Here is a 20,481-nt window from a genome sequence, read left to right as displayed (position 1 = left end):
TAGACATGTCGCGCGCCCGCCTCCACGGCCATGCGCGACAGGATGGCATAGGGTCCGGGCCCGACCTCAAGCACGGTCTGCCCGGGCAGGTGGCGCTGGAACCCTTCGCCATAGCGGGCGTTGCGGCCCCGGTCGCCGGCCATCGCCTGATAGACCACGTCGTCATAGACGAAAAATTCGGCCACCGACGGCCAGAGGCTGGCCTTGCCCGGTGCCTTGAGAACCCAGGCGGCCAGCGTGGTACGCCCCTCTGGCCCGGTGATGGGTGCTGCGATGGCGCGCGCCACATCTGGTGCTGCGTTCAACTGTGCTTCGACCTCGGCCAGTTCCAGTCGCTGGCCAGAAACCTTGATCTGGTCGTCACGACGGCCCAGGAACACCACCGCGCCATCGTCCCGCAGGGTGGCGATATCGCCGGTCGCATAGCGCCGCCCGCCGGGCACATCCGCCGCGACAAAGGCCGCTGCCGTCCGCTCTGCCTGCCCGAGATAACCGCGCGCGAGCCCTGCGCCGTGCAGCATGATTTCGCCCGGCACGCCAAGCGGGACGGGCCGTCCCGAACCGTCCAGAAGCGCGAGACCCGTGCCGTCGATGGGCAAACCGACTGGGACCGCCGTGGCCGGATCCTGCGGATCGACCTGGTGCATCGTCGAACAAACCGCGTTTTCCGCAGGTCCATAGGCATTGATCAGGCGCAGCCGGTTGGACAGGCGGCGGGTTTCTTCGGGCCGTGCGGCCTCTCCTGCGGTGACCAGCACCTTCAGCGTTTCGGGCAACACATCCCGCGCCACATCCAGAAAGCTGGGCGGCAGTGTGACATGGGTGATGCCATGATCGGCCATCACACGTTTGAGCATTGCTGGATGTTCCAGCGCCCCGCGCGACGGAATGACAAGCCGCCCGCCCCCAAGAAGGGTGACAAAGACTTCGGACACATGCGCATCGAACACTGGCGCGGCAAATTGCAGGACATGGCTGTCGCTGGTGACGTCAAAGGCGGCGATTTGCTGACGCAGCATGTTGGTCACAGCGCGGTGTTCGATCATCACGCCCTTGGGTTTGCCGGTCGAGCCTGAGGTAAAGACCACATAGGCCAGTCCTGCCGGGTCAGCGCGGTCCGTCGCCACCTCAGTAGGGGCGACATCCTGCACCCGCAAGGCCTGCGGTGACGGGTCCGCCGTGTTGGCATGAACCATGATCATCGCGCCGGAATCGCGCAGAACGGCATCCCTTCGCGCCCACGGCCAGCGTTCGTCAAGCGCCACCCAGGCGCCACCTGCCTTGAGAATCCCGAGGATCGCGGCAACCCCGGCAGCGGAACGCGCGCCGGTCACGGCGACTGTCCGGTCCAGCCCAACGCCGCGCGCGACCAGATCCTGCGCGATGCCGTTCGACCAGTGATCTAGGGCGGCATAACTCAGGGTGGTGTGGTCATCCTCGACCGCTATGGCATCAGGCGTTGCCTGCACAACCTTTGTGAACAGCGCGGTCAGGGTGGCATCGTCAGCGGCCCGATCGCTGCGGTCTAGCGCGGCGATCAAAGACGCCTGCGCCGCGTCAAAGGGCGACAGCGCACCGATGGCGCGGTCGGGTGAGGTGGCCATCTGTTCCAGGACGGTCTGGAAATGCCGTGCGATTCGCGCGATCTGGGCACTGTCAAACAACGCCGTATCGTGGTTCAGGTCCAGCACAAGCGCGCCTGTGCGGCTGTCATGGGTGACGTGAAAGACCAGATCGAACCGGCTGAACGCCCATTCCGTGTCGCGGCCAAACGGTGTCAGCGTCACGCCCGGCAGATCCAGTTCGGGGCGGTCGGCGTCAAACAGCACCAGCATGACGTTGCAGACAGGATTGCGCGACAGATCGCGCGGTTCGTTCAGATCAGCAACCAGCCGGTTGAAAGGCCAGTCCTGATGGTCAAGCGCCGCGTGCGCCCGCCCTGTCACCTGCCGCAAACTATCGCCGACGCAGGCGTTCCGGTCGAGCGTCACCCGCAGGCAGAGGGTATTGGCAAAGAAGCCGATCTGATCGGCCAGATCAGGGTGATTGCGGCCCAGCACCGGCGTCGCGATCACCATGTCGGGCTGATCTGCGCGCTGATCCAGCGCAATGGCCATCCCGGTAAGCAAGGTGTTGAACAGGCTGCTGTCGTGGTCCCGCGCCAAAGCGGTCAGATCATGGGCCAGATGGCCCGGCAAATCGTGCCGCAGCGTGGCACCGCGAAACTGCTGACGGGCGGGACGTGGCTGTGCCTCGGGCAGGTCGATGGCGCGGGGGGCGCCGTCCAGAGATGTTTTCCAGAACTGTCGCAAGCGCGTGGCCTCGGGGCCAGCCAGGCGTTCGGCCTGCCAGGCGATGACATCTCGATATTGCAGCGCGGGCACGGGCAGGGGCGCATCGGAGGCATAGGCCTGCCCGATCTGATCGACCACGGTGTTCAACGATTCACCGTCGCAGATGGCGTGGTGGAATGAGATCACCAGAAACACCGGCCCGCTGCCCGCGCCCTGTGCGGCCACAACCCGCACAAGCGGCGCCACCCCCAGATCGAATGGTCGCTGCCGTTCGTGGCGCAGCAAATCCTTTGAGGCCTGATCAAAGTTCAGATCGTCGGGCAGCACACGGGTTTCGATGCGAAATCCGGGGTCGGGCAGGATCACTGATCTTGGGGTGCCGTCGATTTCCTCGATCCGGGTGCGCAGAATTTCGTGGCTCTGGATCAGATGGGCAAAGGCCCGCTCGAACCGCGGCATGTCGAGGCCAGCCTCGGCGCGGAACCCGAAACAGAGGTTGTAGACGCTTGGATCGAGGCCGATCTTCTGCATCGCCCACAGCGGTTCCTGCGCATCCGACAGCGGATCATGCGCGGCGGCAGGGGCCTGCGGGATCGTCGTCATTGCGTTTCTGATTCCGGTATCGGCGCTATCAAGCAGTGTGGCCAGACCTCGTATCGTGCGGGCGGCAAAGAAATCCGCGATGCGCAGCTCGACGCCCGTTTCGCGGTAGATCGCGCCCAGAACCTTGATCGCCCGCAGGGAATCTCCGCCAAGATTGGCAAAGGGCGTCTCGACCCCGACGGTGTCCAGCCCGAGGATCTGCTGCCAGATCGTCTCTATCCGCCGTTCGGTTGCGGTGTCGGCGGGCACCGCCCCCGCAGCACCGTGGACCAAAGCCTCAGGGCGGGGCAGCGCCCGCTTGTCTATCTTGCCGTTCATCAGCGTTGGCAACGCGGCAAGCGGCACAATGAAACGGGGCAGCATGTATTCCGGCAACGTGTCGCGCAAATCGTCGCGCAGCGCGTCCGTGGCGTCGACTCCGGTCACATAGGCCACCAGAAATGGATCGGCCGGATCGTCGCGGTTGATCACCACCGCGCAGGCCGTGATGCCGGGTAGGCCGCGCAGGGTGGCTTCGACCTCGGCCCCTTCGACGCGGTTGCCGGCGATCTTGACCTGGCTGTCGCGCCGACCAAGGCATTCGATCTGCCCGTCGGGGCGCCTTCGCCCCATGTCGCCGCTGCGATAGAGGATGTCGTTCGCCTCGGTGCCAAAGGGATTTCGCTGAAATCCGGCGCGGGTCGCCTCGGGATCATTGAGGTAACCCAGTGAAGGGAATCCGGTGCGGATACAGATTTCGCCGATCTCGCCCGGCACGGCAATCCTGTCAGGCTTGAGGATCAGCACGTCGGTGTCAGGCAGGCTCTGACCAATGGGCAGCATCCCGTCGGGCAGATCCGAGTCCGGGCCGACGCGGGAAAATACCTTGGCCAGCGTGGTTTCGGAGGGGCCATAAAGATTGACGATGGCGGTTTCCGCTCCCCCGGTGACGGCGCGCCACGCCTTGACATCGCGGCCCAATAGCGGCTCTCCGGCGAGAAACAGATGGCGCAGTGCCATTGGCGTCACGCGGTCCGCGTCCGGCGTCAGCGCCAGTTCCGAGGTCAGCAGTCGCAGCACGCTGGGCACGCAATGCAGCAGCGTTACCTCGTGATCGCTCAGCCAGGCCAGCAGTCTTCGCGGTACCGCGATCAGATCGCGCGACGGTACGGTGACGACGCCACCCAGTGCCAGTGGCAGCAGGACATCCCGCAGGCTGACATCAAAGGTGACCGGGGCCAGTTGCGCGCTGCGCGTAGTGGCGTCCAGCGCAAAGCTGTCGCGCTGCCATGTCAAGAAGTGGTTCAGGCTTTTGTAGCGGCCCAGAATGCCCTTTGGGGCCCCGGTCGAACCCGACGTGAACATCACATAGGCCGCCGCATCGGGGCGCATCGGGGCCAGTTCCAGCGGCGCGAGGGCGATCTGTTCCAGCGATGCGCGGGGCAGATCGGACGCCAAGTCGCCGGCCTGTTCATCCAGATCTTCGGTGTGCAGCAGGCCCACCGCTGCGGCGCGGTCAAGCATGGCGCGGATACGTGCCGTCGGCAGGTCCGGGTCGATCGGCATAAAGGCGGCACCGCTGGCTGCAACGCCCAGCATGGCCGTAATCTGCGCTGAACCCGCAGGGGCCAGAATGGCGATGATCCGCGCCTTGCCAGCCCCGGCAGGCAGCGCCGATACCCAGGCCGCCACACCCCCGGACCGCAGCGCCAAATCGTTGCGGGTCAGCACCCCGCCTGCGTCGATGATCGCCGCCGTTTCGGGGGATTGCTGGGCCAGGGTCAGGATCGCTTGGCGGAAATCGAGCATTTGGTAAGCCTTGTGTACATGTCTGGTACCGCTCGCGCGGCGATTCATAATTCCGGGGCCTCAGGCGACGGTCAGGTCGAACGCATCCATCAAAATTTCGGTCGTCAGGACAATCATAAGGTAATCGTCCTCGAACGTCTGGCTCAGTTCGAAATCCGGGCTTTCGTATTGTGCCCGCAATCGCGCCACGGTGTCGGGATTGAAGACGCCACGCCGCCGGATCGTTTCCGGCGCCAGTAGGTCCATAACCCAATCCTGCCCGCGGCGCAGCAGGTGCGGGCTGCCTTGGGCGACAAAGCTGAACTTGCGCCGCTGCCACAGTTCGGGCGGCAGATAACGCGCCCCCAGCGACTTGAGCATGTATTTTTCTTCGCCACCCTTCAGCATCAGCGCAGGCGGAATCCGGCGCGCCACGTCGATGACGTTGGGGTCCAGAAACGGATAGCGCGCCTCGACACTTGCGCAATAGGCCACCCGGTCGGAATGATCCGCCAGCAGGTGATCAGGTAGCCTCAGTTTGAGGTCAAGGTACGACCGTTTGTGAAAAGGGCTGCGCCCAGCCAACTGTGCTTGATCCACCGGCGACGTGGACAGCGCCGAAAAATCCGCCCGGCGCGCCAGAAGCGTGTCTGACAGAAGCGCGTCGGTCAGGTCGGCATTCGCCGCATAATCCCGTTCGTAAAAGAACCCGCCGTCGCCCCAGAGCCTGGCGCGGGTTTCTTCCTCAATCATCTCTTCGATGTCATCGCAGAACCCGGAGTCGCGGGTCAGGTCCAACCGGTAGCCAACGTAGCCGCCGAACAACTCGTCCGCGCCCTCGCCCGTCAGAACCACCCGCATGCCTTCGGCCGCCACCAGCCGGGCGAGCACAAGGGTGCAGGCATTATAGCTTTCCTTCAGGGCGGTTTCACCCGAGACGATGATCTGGCGCAGGTTCTGCAGGATGTCGTCTTCGCTGAAGGAAACCTCGTGGTGAATCGAGCCGATCTGGTCGCGCACCAGCGCCTGCCAGGGTGCTTCGTCGATGGTGCGGTCCGGAAAGGTGATGGAAAACGAATGGCGCACCGTATCGGGGGCGATCTGATGTGCAAGCGCCGCGATCAGCGCCGAATCCAGCCCGCCGCTGATGTAGACCCCGACCGGCACATCCGCGACCAGCCGCCGCGCCACCGCACCGCGCAGGGCGGCGTCCAGTTCATCCAGCAGGGCGGGTTCATCCGCCTGTGCCATCGGCTCTGTCGGGAAATCATAGTCCCAGTATTTGACCTCGCGCGGGGATCCGCCCTCGATCACCAGCAGATGCCCGGGGCGAAGCGCCTGTACACCCTGAAACATCGTGCGCGGGCTGACAAGCCCGGGATAGGTCAGGATCTGGTCAAGCCCGGCCGGATCCAGATGGCGTGGCATTTCCGGATGCGCAAGCATCGCCTTGATTTCCGAGCCGAACAGGATTCCGTCCCCGATCCGCGCCCAGAACAGCGGCGCGATGCCGGTCTGGTCGCGCCCAAGAACCAGCCGGTCGCGCGTGGTGTCATAAACTGCAAAGGCGAACTGGCCGTTTAACGCCCGCGCGAGGTCAAGCCCGTCGCGGGCATACAGATGCGGGATCACCTCCACATCGCAGCGACTGAAAAAGCGTGCGCCCTGCCCGGCAAGTTCGGCGCGCAGCGCGTCGTGGTTATAAATTTCGGCATTGGCGACAGAGGCAATCTGGCCATCGGCGGCAAACATCGGCTGCTGCCCGTCGGCGAGGTCGATGATCGACAGGCGTCGGCAACCCAGGGCGACCCGGTCCGCGATGAACTGTCCCTCTTCGTCGGGGCCGCGGTGGCGGATGGCACCCAGCATGGCGGGCAGGACCGCCCTGTCAGCCTCTGTCAGCCCGGAAGGGCGATAGATCCCGGCAATTCCACACATGGTTCAGAGCGCCCCGAGCAGTGGGTCGTCGGCATCCAGCAATCCCTGTGCCTGATCCGCCTTCACGTTGTCCGTGGTGCCCATCAGGTCCAGCGGGCTGCGGTCTGGCGTCTGTACGAACCCGTTCAGCAGCCGCGCGAAATCCTCAAGAAACCACTTCATCGTATCGCTGTTGAACAGGGCGGTGTCATATTCCAGAACCAGTTCTATTTCGTGGCGATCCTCGACCATGAGGTTCAGATCATAACGCGCGGTGCGGGTCTGATCCGGAAGGACGCGCAGACCCAGCGGCCCCAGGCTCTGGCCCGTGGCGGCGTTGTTCTGCACCAGCAACAGGATGTCAAAGACCGGATTGTGCCCCGGTTCCGCCCGCAATCCCAGGGCGTTCAGCATCCTTTCGAACGGGGCACTCTTGTGGCCCAGCATGGCCCCGGTTTCTGTCGTGGCGGCGTGCAGCCAGCCAGCCAGCGACTTGTCCGCGCCCAGATCCAGGACATGCGGTACCAGGTTGAGGTAAAAGCCAAGCTGATCTTCGGTCTCGATCACGTCGCGGCCGGCATCTGCCGTACCGATCACCGTTGGCCCGTCGCCCGCGCCGCGCAGCCGCAGCAGGATATGCAGTGCCGCCGCACAGACGGAAAACAGGGTGGACCCGGTGCGCGACAGTTGCGCGCGCAGCGCGGCGCTGGTCGCAGCGTCCAGCCTGTGGCGCCCCATCTGCCCGGACCCCGACCGCTGGGCCGGTCGCGGCGCATCGGTCGTCAGGCTGGCCACAGATGCCTCCGTTCCGAGTCTCTCGGTCCAGTGTTCCATAGCTGCATCGACGGCAGCCGACGCGGGTTCGGTCGCCTGCCAGCAGGCAAAGTCTCGGTATTGAATGGCAAGAGGTCCTGGCAGTTCCGCGTCCACCGCCCCCGTGCGGATGGCATAAAAGGCCGACAGATCCGCCATCATGATCGGCACAGACCACCCGTCGGAAATGATGTGATGCAGGTTCAGCACCAGCAGCCAGCTGTCGGCATCCAGCTGTCCCAGACCTGCGCGTAGCAGAGGCCCGCGGGCCAGATCAAAGACATGCGCGAATTCGGGGTCAAGCGCCTGAGCAATCGCCGTTTCGGTGTTGCCCGGTGCGAGCGTGAGGTCGAACAGATCGAAAGCAGTGATCGGCGGGTCTATGACTTGTTCAGGCACACCTGTGCGGGTCACGAACCTGGTGCGCAGAATCTCATGACGGTTGATCATGTCGACGAAGGCCTGGGCCAGCGCATCGCGGTTCAGCGCCCCGTCGATGATGAAGCCCCCAACCATGTTGTAGGCAGCCGAGTCCGGTTGCGCGGTCTGCGTCGCAAATAGCCGGGTCTGCGCCGATGACAGCAGATAGCCCGCGGAATCCGGCACCGGTCGGATTGTCGGATCTGTCGCTGCGGGCTCGTCCGCGCCAAGGGCCGCCAAGGCTGCCACGCTTTGCGCGGCAAAGAAATCCCGCAAACTCAGAGTCATGCCAAGCTGCGCACGCAGCCGCAGCACAGCCTTGTTCGCCATGAGGCTATGCCCACCAAGCGCAAAGAAACTGTCGGTGCGCGTCATCGTCGGCCGGGCCAGCAGCCCGCACAGGATTTCGGCAATCCGCGTCTCCAATCCGGGACGCGGCGGCGCGGCATCACCGTCGGCCCCCAGCGGACAGTCGGTCATGCCCCGCAGCGCCTTGCGGTCGATCTTGCCATTCAGGGTCAGCGGCAGGGAGTCTACCACGAAGATCCGGCGCGGGATCATGTAGGCCGGCAGGACTGCCGCCAGATGGGCGTTCAACGCATCCGGGTCAACTGGTCCCTCAAGCGTAATCCAGACCGCCAGAATTGCGTCGCTGCCGTGATCGCCCAGCACGCCCGCGGCGGCCGCACGCACCTGTGCATGGCTGCTCAGGCCGCTTTCCACTTCGCCCAGTTCGATACGATAGCCGCGCAGTTTTACCTGATCGTCGGCCCGCCCCAGATAGGTGACCTCTCCGTCAAGGCCCATCCGGCCCAGATCGCCCGACCGGTATAGCCGCACGCCGGGATCATGGGGGTCGTCCACAAACCGCGCCGCCGTCTGCGCGGGCTGGTCCAGATAGCCGCGCGCCACACCCGAACCACTGACCACGATTTCGCCCTGGATTCCCGCGGGCACCGGGCGCAGGGCGGCGTCGCGGATGGTCAACCCGTAGCTGGGCAGCGGCGCGCCGATCAGGCTGTCGCTGCGGTGCAGATCTGCCTGGGTCAGCGGGCGGAATGTGGTGTGCACCGTCGTTTCGGTGATGCCGAACAGGTTGATCAGCCGACAGTCCGGATAACGCTGCGCCCAGGGCTGCAAGACAGCCGGAGTCAGCGCCTCGCCTCCGAACCAGACCGCCCGGATGGCAAGTGCGCCGCCGGGGGTGCTCAACTCCAGATCCGACAGAGCGCGAAAGGCCGAAGGCGTCAGGCTGAGTTGCGTCACTCCTTGCTTGGCCAGAACCTGCCTGAAGGCGGCCATATCAGTGCGCGCGGCGTCCGGAATCACCACCACTTCGCCCTGCGTCAACAATGCGCCCCAGACCTCCCACACGGAAAAGTCGAAGGCCGGAGAGTGGAACCAGCTCCAGCGGTCACCGGGCGCAATTGGATAGATCCCGCCCTGCCCCAGCACCAGCGCCAGAAGGTTGCGATGTTCGACAACCACGCCCTTGGGCCGCCCAGTCGATCCGGAGGTGAAAATGACGTATGCCGCATCCGCACCGGTCAGTTCCGGCAGCGCAGGGCGCACGCCCTCGGCCGGGGGGGACGCGTCGATATCCAGCAGTGTGATGTCCGGCGGCAGCAGATCCGCGCCCGCATCCCCACTTATAAGAACGCAGCGCGCATCGGCATCTTCGAGGATATGCGCCGTCCTGTCGCGTGCCGCCTGCATGTCCAGCGGAACAAAAGCCGCCCCTGCCTGCATCACGGCGAGCATGGCCCGCACATAACCGGACCCGCGTGGCAGCAGCACCGCCACTCGGTCGCCGCGTTCCACACCTTCGGCGACCAGCCGATGCGCCAGGGTCCGCGCGTCCGTCACAAGCGCGCCGTAAGTGGTACAGCCCGCCGCATCGCGCAGGGCCGTGGCGTCAGGATGGGCCTCGGCGGCAGCAGTCAGCGCTTCGGGCACCGAACCAAAGGGCCCATCCCCGCCGCTGCGGCGCGGCGCGCCTGCGGCAATCAGTGGAGCAACGGCTGTGTCAGGCATCAGCGGCAGCATGTCAAAGATCTGGTCGCCGCTTTGCGGCAGGATACGCAGCAAATGCGCCAGCATGTCGCCCCAGTGACGGATGGTTTCCGGTTCGAACAGGCAGGTATTGAACGTCAGGCCCAGATCCAGGCTCCCATCTGTGCGCCGCAGCGGAGCCAGCACCAGATCGTATTTCCCCCAGCCGATCGCCCCGGGCGTGCAGCGCTGCGCGGTCGCGGAATCGCGCACCATGAGGATGTCGAACAGCGCGGTGCGGCTCATGTCGTTTTCGGGCCGCAGATCCAGAACGACCGCGTCGAAATCTGTCTGACCATGGCTTTCGGCCTGCCGCGCATGCCGGGCGATTGCGGCGATCATGTCCTGTGTGCTCTGCTCTGCGTTCACGGCGATGTTCAGCGTCACCAGATTGTCATGCGCCGCAAGGCCGGTGCCTGCGCGCGGGCAGGTCTGTCCCAGAACGATGCTGTCCTGACCACTCAGCCGATGCAGCAGCGCGACCAGACCGGCGAGGATCAGGTCGTCGGGCAACACGTTGAGTTTGGTGGCGCAGACGTCAAGGGCCCTACAGGCCTCGGCGTCGAGGTGAACGGTGGTGCTCCCGCGTCCAAAGACATGTACCGCAGCGCGGGCATGATCCACCGGAAGCAAGAGCCGCGGCGGATTGGCCCCCAGCGTCGCGCGCCAGTAGGCCAGTTCAGTTTCCACGTTCGTTTGCGCAATCAATGGTCCGGTATTGACCGACATAAGTTCCGGTGGGAACGAACCCTCTAACAGCGCAGCGGCAAGCTGATCAAGCCCGTGCAGATCGGTGATAATGTGATGCACGACCAGCAAAAGGCGGAAGGTATCATCGGGCCGCGCCACCCGCGCCGCGCGTAGCAGCGCGGCAGCTGCCAGGTCAAAGGGTGCATCGACAAAGGCATCGACCTCCTCCGGGGCCAGATCGCAGCAAGGCTGCAATTCGGGCGCAACGACAGTGCAGAGCGGCTGATCGGCCTGCATGTCAAAGGCGATGCTTAAGCTAGGAACCTGCTCACAAAGCTGTGCAAGCCGCTGGTCAAGCATGGCAGGGGTCACGGCAGGGTCCAGGGCATACTGCGCCGCCATGTTGTAATAGCTCGGCGCCGCGTCATAGAGCACACCGTTTTCGAAACGGTCCACGAACCACAGGCGTTTTTGCAGCGCCGTCGGCTCTGGCACGCGGGGCTTAGCGGCGGTCAGGCGGCGCGCGGCAGGACCTTGGGGCGAACGCGCCGCCTCTGCCTTCGGAATCCAATCCGCCGGTCCGTCGGGTTTGTCGCAAATGCGTTCCAGTACGGTCAGGATGTCGTCCAGCAGTGCCTCGATCCGCGCCTCGGTATGGATCGCCGTGGCAAAGGTGACATCCAGCGTCACATCTTGCCCCGTTTCGATCACATAAAACGACAGGTCGAACTGTGTGGTCGGCAACACCATCTCGGCAAAGTCAAAGCCAAGTTCGGCACCCATCTGCGCCAGCCCGCGTCGGTCGTCATGGGTGACGCAGATCTCGAACAGGGGGTTGGCCGACGGATCAGGCCGCAGGCCAAGGTCGGCCACGATCTCTTGCAGGCTGACAAGGTCATGGGCGGCAGCGCCAAGCAGGGCCGCGCGGATCAAGGCGATCCGTTCCGCGCCGCTTTGTCCCTGCGGCAGATCCAGGCAGAGCGGCAGGGTATTGGCGAAAAAGCCGATCACCTTGTCCATGCCGGGACGGCTGCGACCCGCGCTGACGGTCCCGATCACCAGTTCACGTTGGTCGAGCACCTCTGCCACATGGGTCGCCAGCGCGGCCAGCACCATCTGGAACGACGTCGTCCGCAATTCGCGCGCGCGCCGCTGCATCCGGCGCAAAAGCGCGTCTGGCAGCCGGCGGCTTGCCCGTGCCCCGGCAAATGATTTGACTGCCGGGCGGGGATGATCCCCCGGCATTACGGTCAGCGCGGGGGCCTGCGCGGCGCAAGTCCGCCAGTAGTTCAGCGCTGCGCCCCGCCACTGCTGTGCCGCCGCGACCCAAAGGGCATGATCGGGATAATCCTGCCTCAGCATCGGCAGGGGGTCCGCTGACAGCAGATCGCGTTGGTAGGCGTCCAGCAGATCGCGCACCATGATCTCGGCGGACCAGGCATCGCTGACAATATGATGCAGGACCAGAACCAGTGTGCTGCCCGAATCGGCGCGGTCGAGCAGACCGATCCGCCAGAGCGGCGCGCCATCATCGGCAAACGGACGTTGGGCAAAGGCGTCCAGCGCCGCTGCCTCTTCATCGCCGGGGATCAGTTGTTCGGGCTCGAGGTCCGCAGCGGGTTCAGCCGTGATCACCTGATCGAGCTGATCCTCGCCCCAGTCAAAACTGGTGCGCAGGCTGGCATGCCTCTGGGCGACCTGCCGCATCGCGCGGGCGAGCACGTTCGCCGCAAGACTGTGGGCAAAATCAAGCCTCAGGCAGATGTTGTAGGCCGGACCGGCATCGCTGACCGCTGCCAGAAGATGCAATTGCTGTTGCTGTGGCAGGGCGGGCACGCGATCGGCTCGGGTCCGCTCCGACGGCACGTCGGCGGTGTCGGGTGTGCGGGCGTCCAGCGCGGCGGCCATGTCGCTCAGACGGCACGTGACAAAGACCCAATCAAGACTGACCCCGGTGCCGAACTGTGCAGTGATCCGTCCTAGCAGGCGCACAGCCTGCAGACTGCTGCCCCCCAGATCCAGAAAATCCGCATCCGGCGTGGTGACGGAGGTGCCAAGCAGTTCTTCCCAGATATCTGCCAGCGCAGCCTCGGTCGCCGTCAGGGCACGGACCGGGCTCGCGTCACCACGGGCGGGGGGATGATCGGTGCCGTTCCGATCCGGCTCCATGGCGGATAGCGCAGGCTGCTGCCGGGGCAGGTCCGATTTTAGCAGGCGGAACGCCTCGGCCAGAGTCAGATCCTCAGTCGCAAAGCGTTGGGCCAAGGCCAGATAGCCTGCAAGCCAACCGCCCGCAGTCTGCGTCGAAAACCGATCGCTGTTCCAGTCAAGGTCCAGCACGACCTGATCGCCGATCCGCAGCAGATTCATAAACAGATCGGCGCGCGCGCCGCAGATCGGCGTCGGATGCAATCTGGCCCCGGCAAGACCCTGCCCCAGCCCGATCGGTCCGTCGAGATTGAACAAGGCATGGCGTTCGGGCAGGCCGTCCAGCGGTGGGCGGGATCCGGGTTGCAGGAGGTTTGAATGCAGTTGGCGACCCAGTTCGATAAGGGTCATGTCGGGCATCAGATCGACGCTGACAGGCCGCACAAAGCTGAGGTTGCCGACCAGGTTCAGACACCCCGACAACGCCTGCCCGGCGACCGGCACGCCGACGGTGATCCGGCTCTGTCCGCTGAGCCAGCCCAGAAGCGCCACATAGGGTGCCATGAACGCGGCCAGAGGCGTGATGCCCGCCGCGCGCGCAACCTGTGCGATCTTTGCATAGAGCGGCGCAATATCGGTACGAGTTTCGCGTTGTCCGCGCGGGGCATCTGCCTCGGGGTCGGGTCCGTCCACCGGAAGCGCGAGCGGCAGGGGCTGCGTGTCACTCCGAAAGAATGCCGTTTCCTGTTCCCATTGGCGATAGCTGTCCGGCGCATCCACCGGGTCAGGGGTGTCGCCGTCAAGGATCTGGCTCAACTCGCTCAGGAGCAGCGCGAGTGACCATCCGTCAAAACCCAGATGGCTGCTGGTGAGGGCCAGGGCTTGTTCACCGCCCTCAAGCAGTGACAGCCGCAGTGGCGCGCGGTCAAAGGCAAAGACATGCCCAAGCGCCTGCGCAGCCCAATCGTCCAGAGCATCGTCGAACCCGCCTGTGCCGGTGTCCAGGGCGCGGGCCTCGAACGGTGCGGCGGCGGCATCCCCGATGCGCCGGGTGCCGTCTGGGGCAAGACAGGCGCGCAGGGCCGGGTGCCGTCGGCAAACCTGTGCCCATGCGGTGGCGACCTCCCCGGGCGCGCGGCGCGCAGGCCCCAGCCGCAACAGGACAACATCAGTCCAGGTTCCCGGCCGAACCATCCCGGCCCGCCGCCGCAACGCCATCTCTCCGGCGCTGGCAGCCAATTGCGCCGGGGTTCCCGACGGCGTCGCCGCCCCGAACCAGCCTGCCGCCTTCATTGCTGCAATGCCCTGCGCTGCGGCCCGGACGATCAGGGCCACATCTTCGTGGTCATGCGCGGTCGACAAGAAACAGTTGCGCTGTTCCCAGACAAACACCCCGTTGTTGAGCAGGTGTGTGTTCAGGATCTCGGCCCCCGGGCCATAGTTGAAGCGGAACAGCGACCCGAACCGCTCCATCCGCACCGGCACATCCTCGGCCAGGAACAGTGTATCCAGTGTTTGGCACATCGCCTCGGTGCGTGCGGCAAGTTTGGCAGAGATGTCGGCGCCCGCATCGCGGATATGGTCCAGCACGGCGCGCGCGGCGGCTAGCGCCATCGGATGACCGTTGAACGTGCCCGCGACAAAGGCGGTGCGTGTGCCCGGGGCGCTGTCGTCGCCATAGCGCCAGGCGCCACCATCCACAGCATTCATGTAGCGCGCCGACCCGGACAGCACCCCGATCGGCTGACCGTGGCCCAGCACCTTGCCATAGGTGACCAGATCCGCCTCTATACCGAACAACTCCTGCATGCCGCCGGGGGCAAAGCGAAAGCCCGAAATCACCTCGTCAAACAGCAGCGGTACATCGCGGGCGCGGGTCAGTTCGCGCAGCGCGCGCAGATAGTCGAGCGGACGGTTTTCCGGATTGCGGCTTTGCACCGGTTCGACCAGCACCAGCGCGATGTCACCGGCATGGCGGGCGATTACGTCCAGCCCGGCCATGTCGCCATATTCCAGCACAATCACCGGATCGACCATGCCCTGCAACGTGCCGTCGGTCATCGGTGCGGCCTGCGGCGTGCCGTCGTCGTCGATCCAGCCGGTGGCGAGGACACCGTCAAAGCTCCCGTGATAGGCGCCCTTGAAGACCACGATCTTTTCCCGGCCGGTCACCGCGCGGGCGATGCGCACGGCGCACATGATCGCCTCGGTCCCGGTGGTGAAAAAGGCGCTGCGCTCGGCGCCGGTCAGGGCATGGATCCGCTGGGCCACCTGTTCGGCGAGCGGCGTCGCGGGACCGATGGCAGCCCCCCGGTCCAGCTCTTCGTGCAAGGCATTGGTCACAAAATCCGGTTTGTGACCAAACAGATAGACACCAAAGCCCATCGTTACATCGACATAGCGGTTGCCGTCTACATCCCAGACATGCGCGCCCTCTGCGCGGTCGGCCATCAGCGGATAGGTCAGTTCCTTGAGGTCAGGCGCAAAGCCAAAGATCGCGCGGCTGTTGGCCAGATGGGTACGGGCGGACTGTGCGGCGGCCTTGGACCCGGCGCTGCGCGCGTTCCATAGCGTCGCCAGATCCGCCACATGCGCGTGCTGCGCAGAGCTGAGATCAGAAGAGTCCTTTTTCGGCTGGCGGAACAGCCCCTTGATCTCTGCGCCGGCCGGGCGAGGCATGGGCGCCGAGGGCGGGTTTGACACCAGTGGCGCGGGGATAGAGCCGGTCATCGCTTCCAACTGGCGCGCGATCACGTCCTCGACCATCTTCAGTTGCGCCCGCATCACCTCGGCCATGGGGGAGGATGCCGGATGGGTGCCGGGTGCCACAATACCGGCAGTGGCTGGTGGATTGGGCGGGATCGGCGCGGGACGTGTGGCCGCCAGCAGATCGGCCAGCTTGCGCGGCGTCCCGACCGTTTCGAACAGGTCGCGCAACTCGACCTTCAGCCCCAAACGTGAGGAAAGGGCGCGCTGAAGTTGAACCATGCCAAGCGAATCCAGTCCCAGGGACGTCAGCGGTGCATCGGCGGAAATCTGATCTGCGGCGATGCCTGAAATGCGGGCGATGATCGGCAGGATTTCGGGTGTCAGAGGGTCTGTAAGGCTCGGCGCAGCCACAGATGCCAGCAATTCGGCCGCAGCTACGGCACCCGCGACAAAGGGCGTGACCAGGGGCGTGGTTGTCCCGGTGGCAGGACGGCGCGCCATCTGCTGATCAGCCATCGGATGGCGCGGCAGCTGGTCGCCAGAGGCACCACGTGTTCCAAAATACTGCGCCCAGTCGAGCGCTCCGCCATGGCTCCACACTGCGCCGGCGGCCTCTGCCAGCGCCTCTTGCGTGTCGGCGCCGCCGATCCAGACCGTACCGGGTGCCGCCGCCGCCCCCAATCGGGATAGCAGCGCGCCGGGTCCGATTTCCAGACAGATCGCGTCGCCAGAGGATGTCGCGGCCTGCGCGGCCTGCAGGAACCGGACGGGTTGCAGCATCTGGTCGCGCCAGTAGTGCGGCGCGCCAAACGCGCCCGGATCGGCCAGTGTCCCGTTTAGGGTGGAAAAGACAGGCAGATGCCCCGGCTGCGCCCCAAGGTCCAGCCCCTCCATCAAGGCTTCGGCGGCCTGCGCCATGGCCGGGCTGTGAAATGCCCGTCCTACCCGAATGGGGACAATGACGATGCCCGCAGCCTCGGCCCGGGCCTGCACATCTGCGATCTGCGCGACGGGGCCAGACAGGCTCAGCGCCATAGGGCCGTTATAGCCAGCGATCACCGTGTCGGGCAGACCGTGCATAAGACTGCGCGCCGTGTCCTCATCCGCGCGCAGGGCAATCATCGCGCCCGCACCTGCAAATTCCTGCATCAGCTGCCCGCGCCGCACCGCCAGTCGCATTGCCGCGTCCAGCGCGATCTGACCCGATGCCAGCGCCGCGCCGATCTCGCCAACGCTGTGACCCAGAACGGCATCGGGCCGCAGACCCATCGCGCCCCAGAGTTCGCCGAGCGCATAGCCAAAAGCCACCAGCGCGGGTTGCGACAGGTCGGTCTGATTGATCCGGTCCGTATTCGCTTTGCTATCACTGTATAGCCATTCAGTCAGCGCTCGGCCCTGCACTGGCCCAGCGGCATCGGATGCGGCGTCGAAAGCGGCGCGAAACAGCGGTTCCATGCGATAAAGGTCCACGCCCATCGCAACCGATTGCGCCCCCTGCCCCGGATAGGCGAAAATTAGACGCGGCGCTGTCATAGTCCGGACTAGCGGAGTCTGCCGAGCGGACTGAACTGCGCCGACACGGGGCAGCGGGGCGACGCTGCGGCAGGGACCGGCGGTTCTTCGACTGGCCTGTCCGGCGGCCAGATCAGCGCGGCGTTCCGGCGTTTCCCCTTCAAGTATGGTGGTCCAGGTCTCTTTCAAAGGCGCAAGGGCCGCCTCGTTCATACCCGAAAGCGCCAGCACCAGCGGCCTGTTCGGTGTTTTCGACGACCCAGTCATCGGTATGGGCGGCGGGCTGGACAGGATGGCATAGGCGTTGGTACCGCTCATCCCGAAGGACGCGATCCCGGCAAGCCGCCGACCGTGGCCTGACCAGTTCAGCGGCGCCGATATCGGCGTCAAGGCGCCGGACGCCCAGTCGAAACGGTCGTTCAGCCGGTCGCAGGGGCGATCCGGCGGAACCAATTCATGTTCCAGCGCGAGCAGGATCTTGATCACCCCGGCAATGCCTGCCGCCGCTTCAAGATGGCCGATGCGGCTTTTGACGGCGCCGATGGGCAGGGAACTGCCCGCCTTGCCGCGCAGCACATCCCGCAGCGCCCCAAGCTCGACCGGGTCGCCCAGGGCTGTGCCGGTGCCGTGGGTTTCCACCCAATCCAGGTCGTCGCCGGCAAGATCCGCCTCTTGCAGCGCGCGGCGCAGCAGATCCCGCTGGGCGCGGCCATTCGGGGCGGTGACGCTGGCGCTCTGGCCGTCATGGTTCAGGGTGGTGGCCAGAAGTTCAGCCCGCAGGGTGTCGCAATCGGCTAGCGCCTCGTCCAGCCGCTTGAGTACGACAAGCCCGGCACCTTCGCCTCGGCCATAGCCATCGGCGGCGGCATCGAACGTCTTGCAAAGACCGTCGGGCGACAGCGCGCCCATGCGGTGCAGACCGGCGTGCAGATCGGGCGACAGGATCAGGTTCGCGCCCCCCGCGATGGCCAGATCGCACCGGCCCTGCCGCAGCGCCTGAGCTGCCAGATCCAGCGCCACGATCGACGAAGAACAGGCGGTATCCACGGCCATCACCGGGCCGCGGAAATCGAACAGATGCGCCATTCGGCCCACCGCAATGCTGCCCGCGCTGCCCGAGACGGCATAGGCGGCCAGCGCATCGCCTTCAGCGATGATTTCGCCGCGCCCGGTCGCAAGGCCAGAGTCGCTGAGGCCGACAAACAGCCCGACACGCTGACCACGCAGCTGTGTCGCATCCAGCCCGGCATGTTCCAGCGCCTGCCACAGCACCTGCAAGAGCAGTCGCTGTACCGGGTTCATCGCCTCTGCCTCGCCCCGGGCAAGACCGAAAAGGCTGGCGTCGAAACCGTCAATCTGAGTCAGCAGGGCCGCAGGCGGCAGAACCGGATCGCCCGGCCCCAGCGACCAGCGATCCGCTGGGATCGGGGCAACGACCGGCCGCGACGTGTTCAGCAGATCCCAGAACGCCTGCGGCGTGTCACTGCCCGGAAAGCGACAGCCATAGCCGATGACCGCCAGGCGGGTGCCGCTGCCCCCGGCAGATGGCATCGCAGTTGCAAGGCCCGCATCCGTTCCCGCTGAAACGCCCCGGATCAATGCCTGCGCCAGAGAGCGCGGGCTGGGATGATCAAAAAGCGTGGCGATAGACACCTCTCGGCCGAGCCAGCTGCCCAACCGGGCGCAGAGCGCCACAGCCTGACGCGATGACAAACCCTGATCCATCAGCCCCGCGGACGGATCGACCGCCGTGGCAGACAGGCGCGCGGCCTCTTCACAGATCAGGCCAGCCACAACCGAGACATTGCCATCGCCGATGGCCTGGCGCAGGGCCGCGCCTTCTGCGCGGGCCGCCTCGGATTCACCCTGAAGTTGATCGGCATAGGCCCCCTGTTCATACGCGCGGACAAGCGCGTGGCGCTGCAATTTGCCGCTGGTGGTGCGGGGCAGATCGCGCACGATCAGTACATGATCCAGCCCGACGCCGCTTTGGGCGACCACATGGGTAGCGATGGCATCCTGCAGGGACGCCGATGCGACGCCGCGCCCGCGCAGAAACGCGATGGTTCGGGTGCCGCCGCCCGACGGACCGCGGCCCTGCACGATGGCCACCTGATCAAGGGGCGACAAACCCGGGGCGCCCTGTGCGATCCGTTCCAGATCCGCGGGATGATAGTTGCGACCGCCAGAGATGATGACATCCTTGGCGCGTCCGACCATGATGAATTCGCCCTGATGCAGGAACCCGATGTCCCCCGTCGCGAGCCAGCCCCCGGGGCGCAGCGCCTGCGCGGATTGGTCGGGACGATTGCGATATCCGCGCATCACGGAATTGCAGCGCACCTGAAGATGCCCGACGGTGTCATTTGACAAACACGCCTCGTTTTCGTCGACGATGCGCAGGTCGGCCCCTTGGAGCGGTCTGCCCAGCAGGGGCAGTTCCACCGCTTCGGGATCATCGGGCGCGAGCGGCGCGACCTTCTGACCGGTCTCAAGCGAGCGGCGCGCCACATGCACGGTTTCCAGACCGGACCGCATGGCGATGACCAGCGTCGCCTCGGCCAGGCCATAGGCGGGCGACAAAGCGGACGGTTTGAACCCGCTTGGCTTCAGCCTGTCGGCAAAGGTGCGTAGCACCGCCGGATCCAACGGCTCGGCCCCTAGGGTGATAGAGCGCAACCGGCTCAGATTGAGCTGCGCGGCGCGCTGCGGCTTGAGTAGGTTGCTCACCATCTGGAGTGCCACGTTGGGTGCCCCGGTGATGGTGCCCCCGTGGTCATTCAGGAGCCGCAGCCAAGATACCGGACGTCGGGAGAAATCCTCGGTCGCCATCAGAACCTGTGGCAACCCGCTCAGCAGTGGCAGGATGTGAAAGTGGAACAGACCGAAATCGTGCGACATCGGCATCCAATTGACAAAACAATCGCGCGCGGTTAACGACAGCGCCTCCCGCAGCATCGTCATCTGCGCCAGAATGGCCCGGTGGCTCAGCTCGACGCCCTTCGGATCGCCGGTCGAGCCGGAGGAAAACATGATAACCGCAATCGAATCCGGGTCCGGCTTGCCCTGCGCCGGGCCGTCTGCTGTGTCGCAGTTCACAACGCCTTCGAGCCGGTCAAAGTGATCCCCGGCAAGGACAAAGGCTCCGACCACTTCGGGCGCATCGGCAAGCGCATCGCGCGCCGCGGGATCCTCGGTCAGGACCCAGGTCCGGCCCAGAACGCCCAGGGCGGCGCGGGTGCGTTCGACCTGCACCGCCGTGCCCATGGGGGGCATAGCCACCGCCGTCAGACCCGCAGCCTGACATGCCCAGAAGCCGCAGACAAAGGCCATCGGATCGCTGTTCACCAGCAGCACGCAATCCCCGGATTGCGCCCCCGCCGCCACCAGCTGACCCGCGAGCGTTGCGGCAACTTCTTCGAGTTCAGCGGCGTTCAGAGTCAGATCCGCGCCTGCGCAGTCGCGCCGGGTCACGGTGGCCACACCGGCATGGGCGACAGCCAGAAAGGACGTCCACAAGTCAGGAGCGCTGGCCGGGTCGGACAGACCTGGATGA

General features: G+C 65.5%; 3 protein-coding genes. All 3 read right to left on the bottom strand.

Features of this window, described 5'->3' with window-relative positions; genetic code table 11:
* Positions 1 to 4,685, bottom strand: a 4,685-nt coding sequence (locus ACSHXH_RS17630) for an amino acid adenylation domain-containing protein (protein WP_435673116.1), incomplete at its 3' end; no start/stop codon positions are given.
* A 60-nt stretch (positions 4,686 to 4,745) separates the two neighbouring features.
* On the bottom strand, positions 4,746 to 6,602 hold the full coding sequence (asnB, locus tag ACSHXH_RS17625) for an asparagine synthase (glutamine-hydrolyzing) (RefSeq protein WP_435673115.1): 1,857 nt from the start codon (positions 6,600 to 6,602) through the stop codon (positions 4,746 to 4,748).
* Between the two features lie 3 nt (positions 6,603 to 6,605).
* Positions 6,606 to 20,444, bottom strand: coding sequence for an amino acid adenylation domain-containing protein (locus tag ACSHXH_RS17620; RefSeq protein WP_435673114.1), 13,839 nt, complete (start codon positions 20,442 to 20,444; stop codon positions 6,606 to 6,608).
* Between the last annotated feature and the right edge of the window lie 37 nt (positions 20,445 to 20,481).

The organism is Marivita sp. (assembly GCF_051251565.1).
Classification (GTDB): Bacteria; Pseudomonadota; Alphaproteobacteria; order Rhodobacterales; family Rhodobacteraceae; genus Marivita.
The sequence above is the reverse complement of the archived record's forward strand: the minus strand, read 5'-3'. Positions and strand labels throughout refer to the sequence as shown.

Excerpts from the sequence above, each read along its gene's own strand:
- asnB (WP_435673115.1), bottom strand. The coding sequence starts at position 6,602 with ATGTGTGGAATTGCCGGGATCTATCGCCCTTCCGGGCTGACAGAGGCT.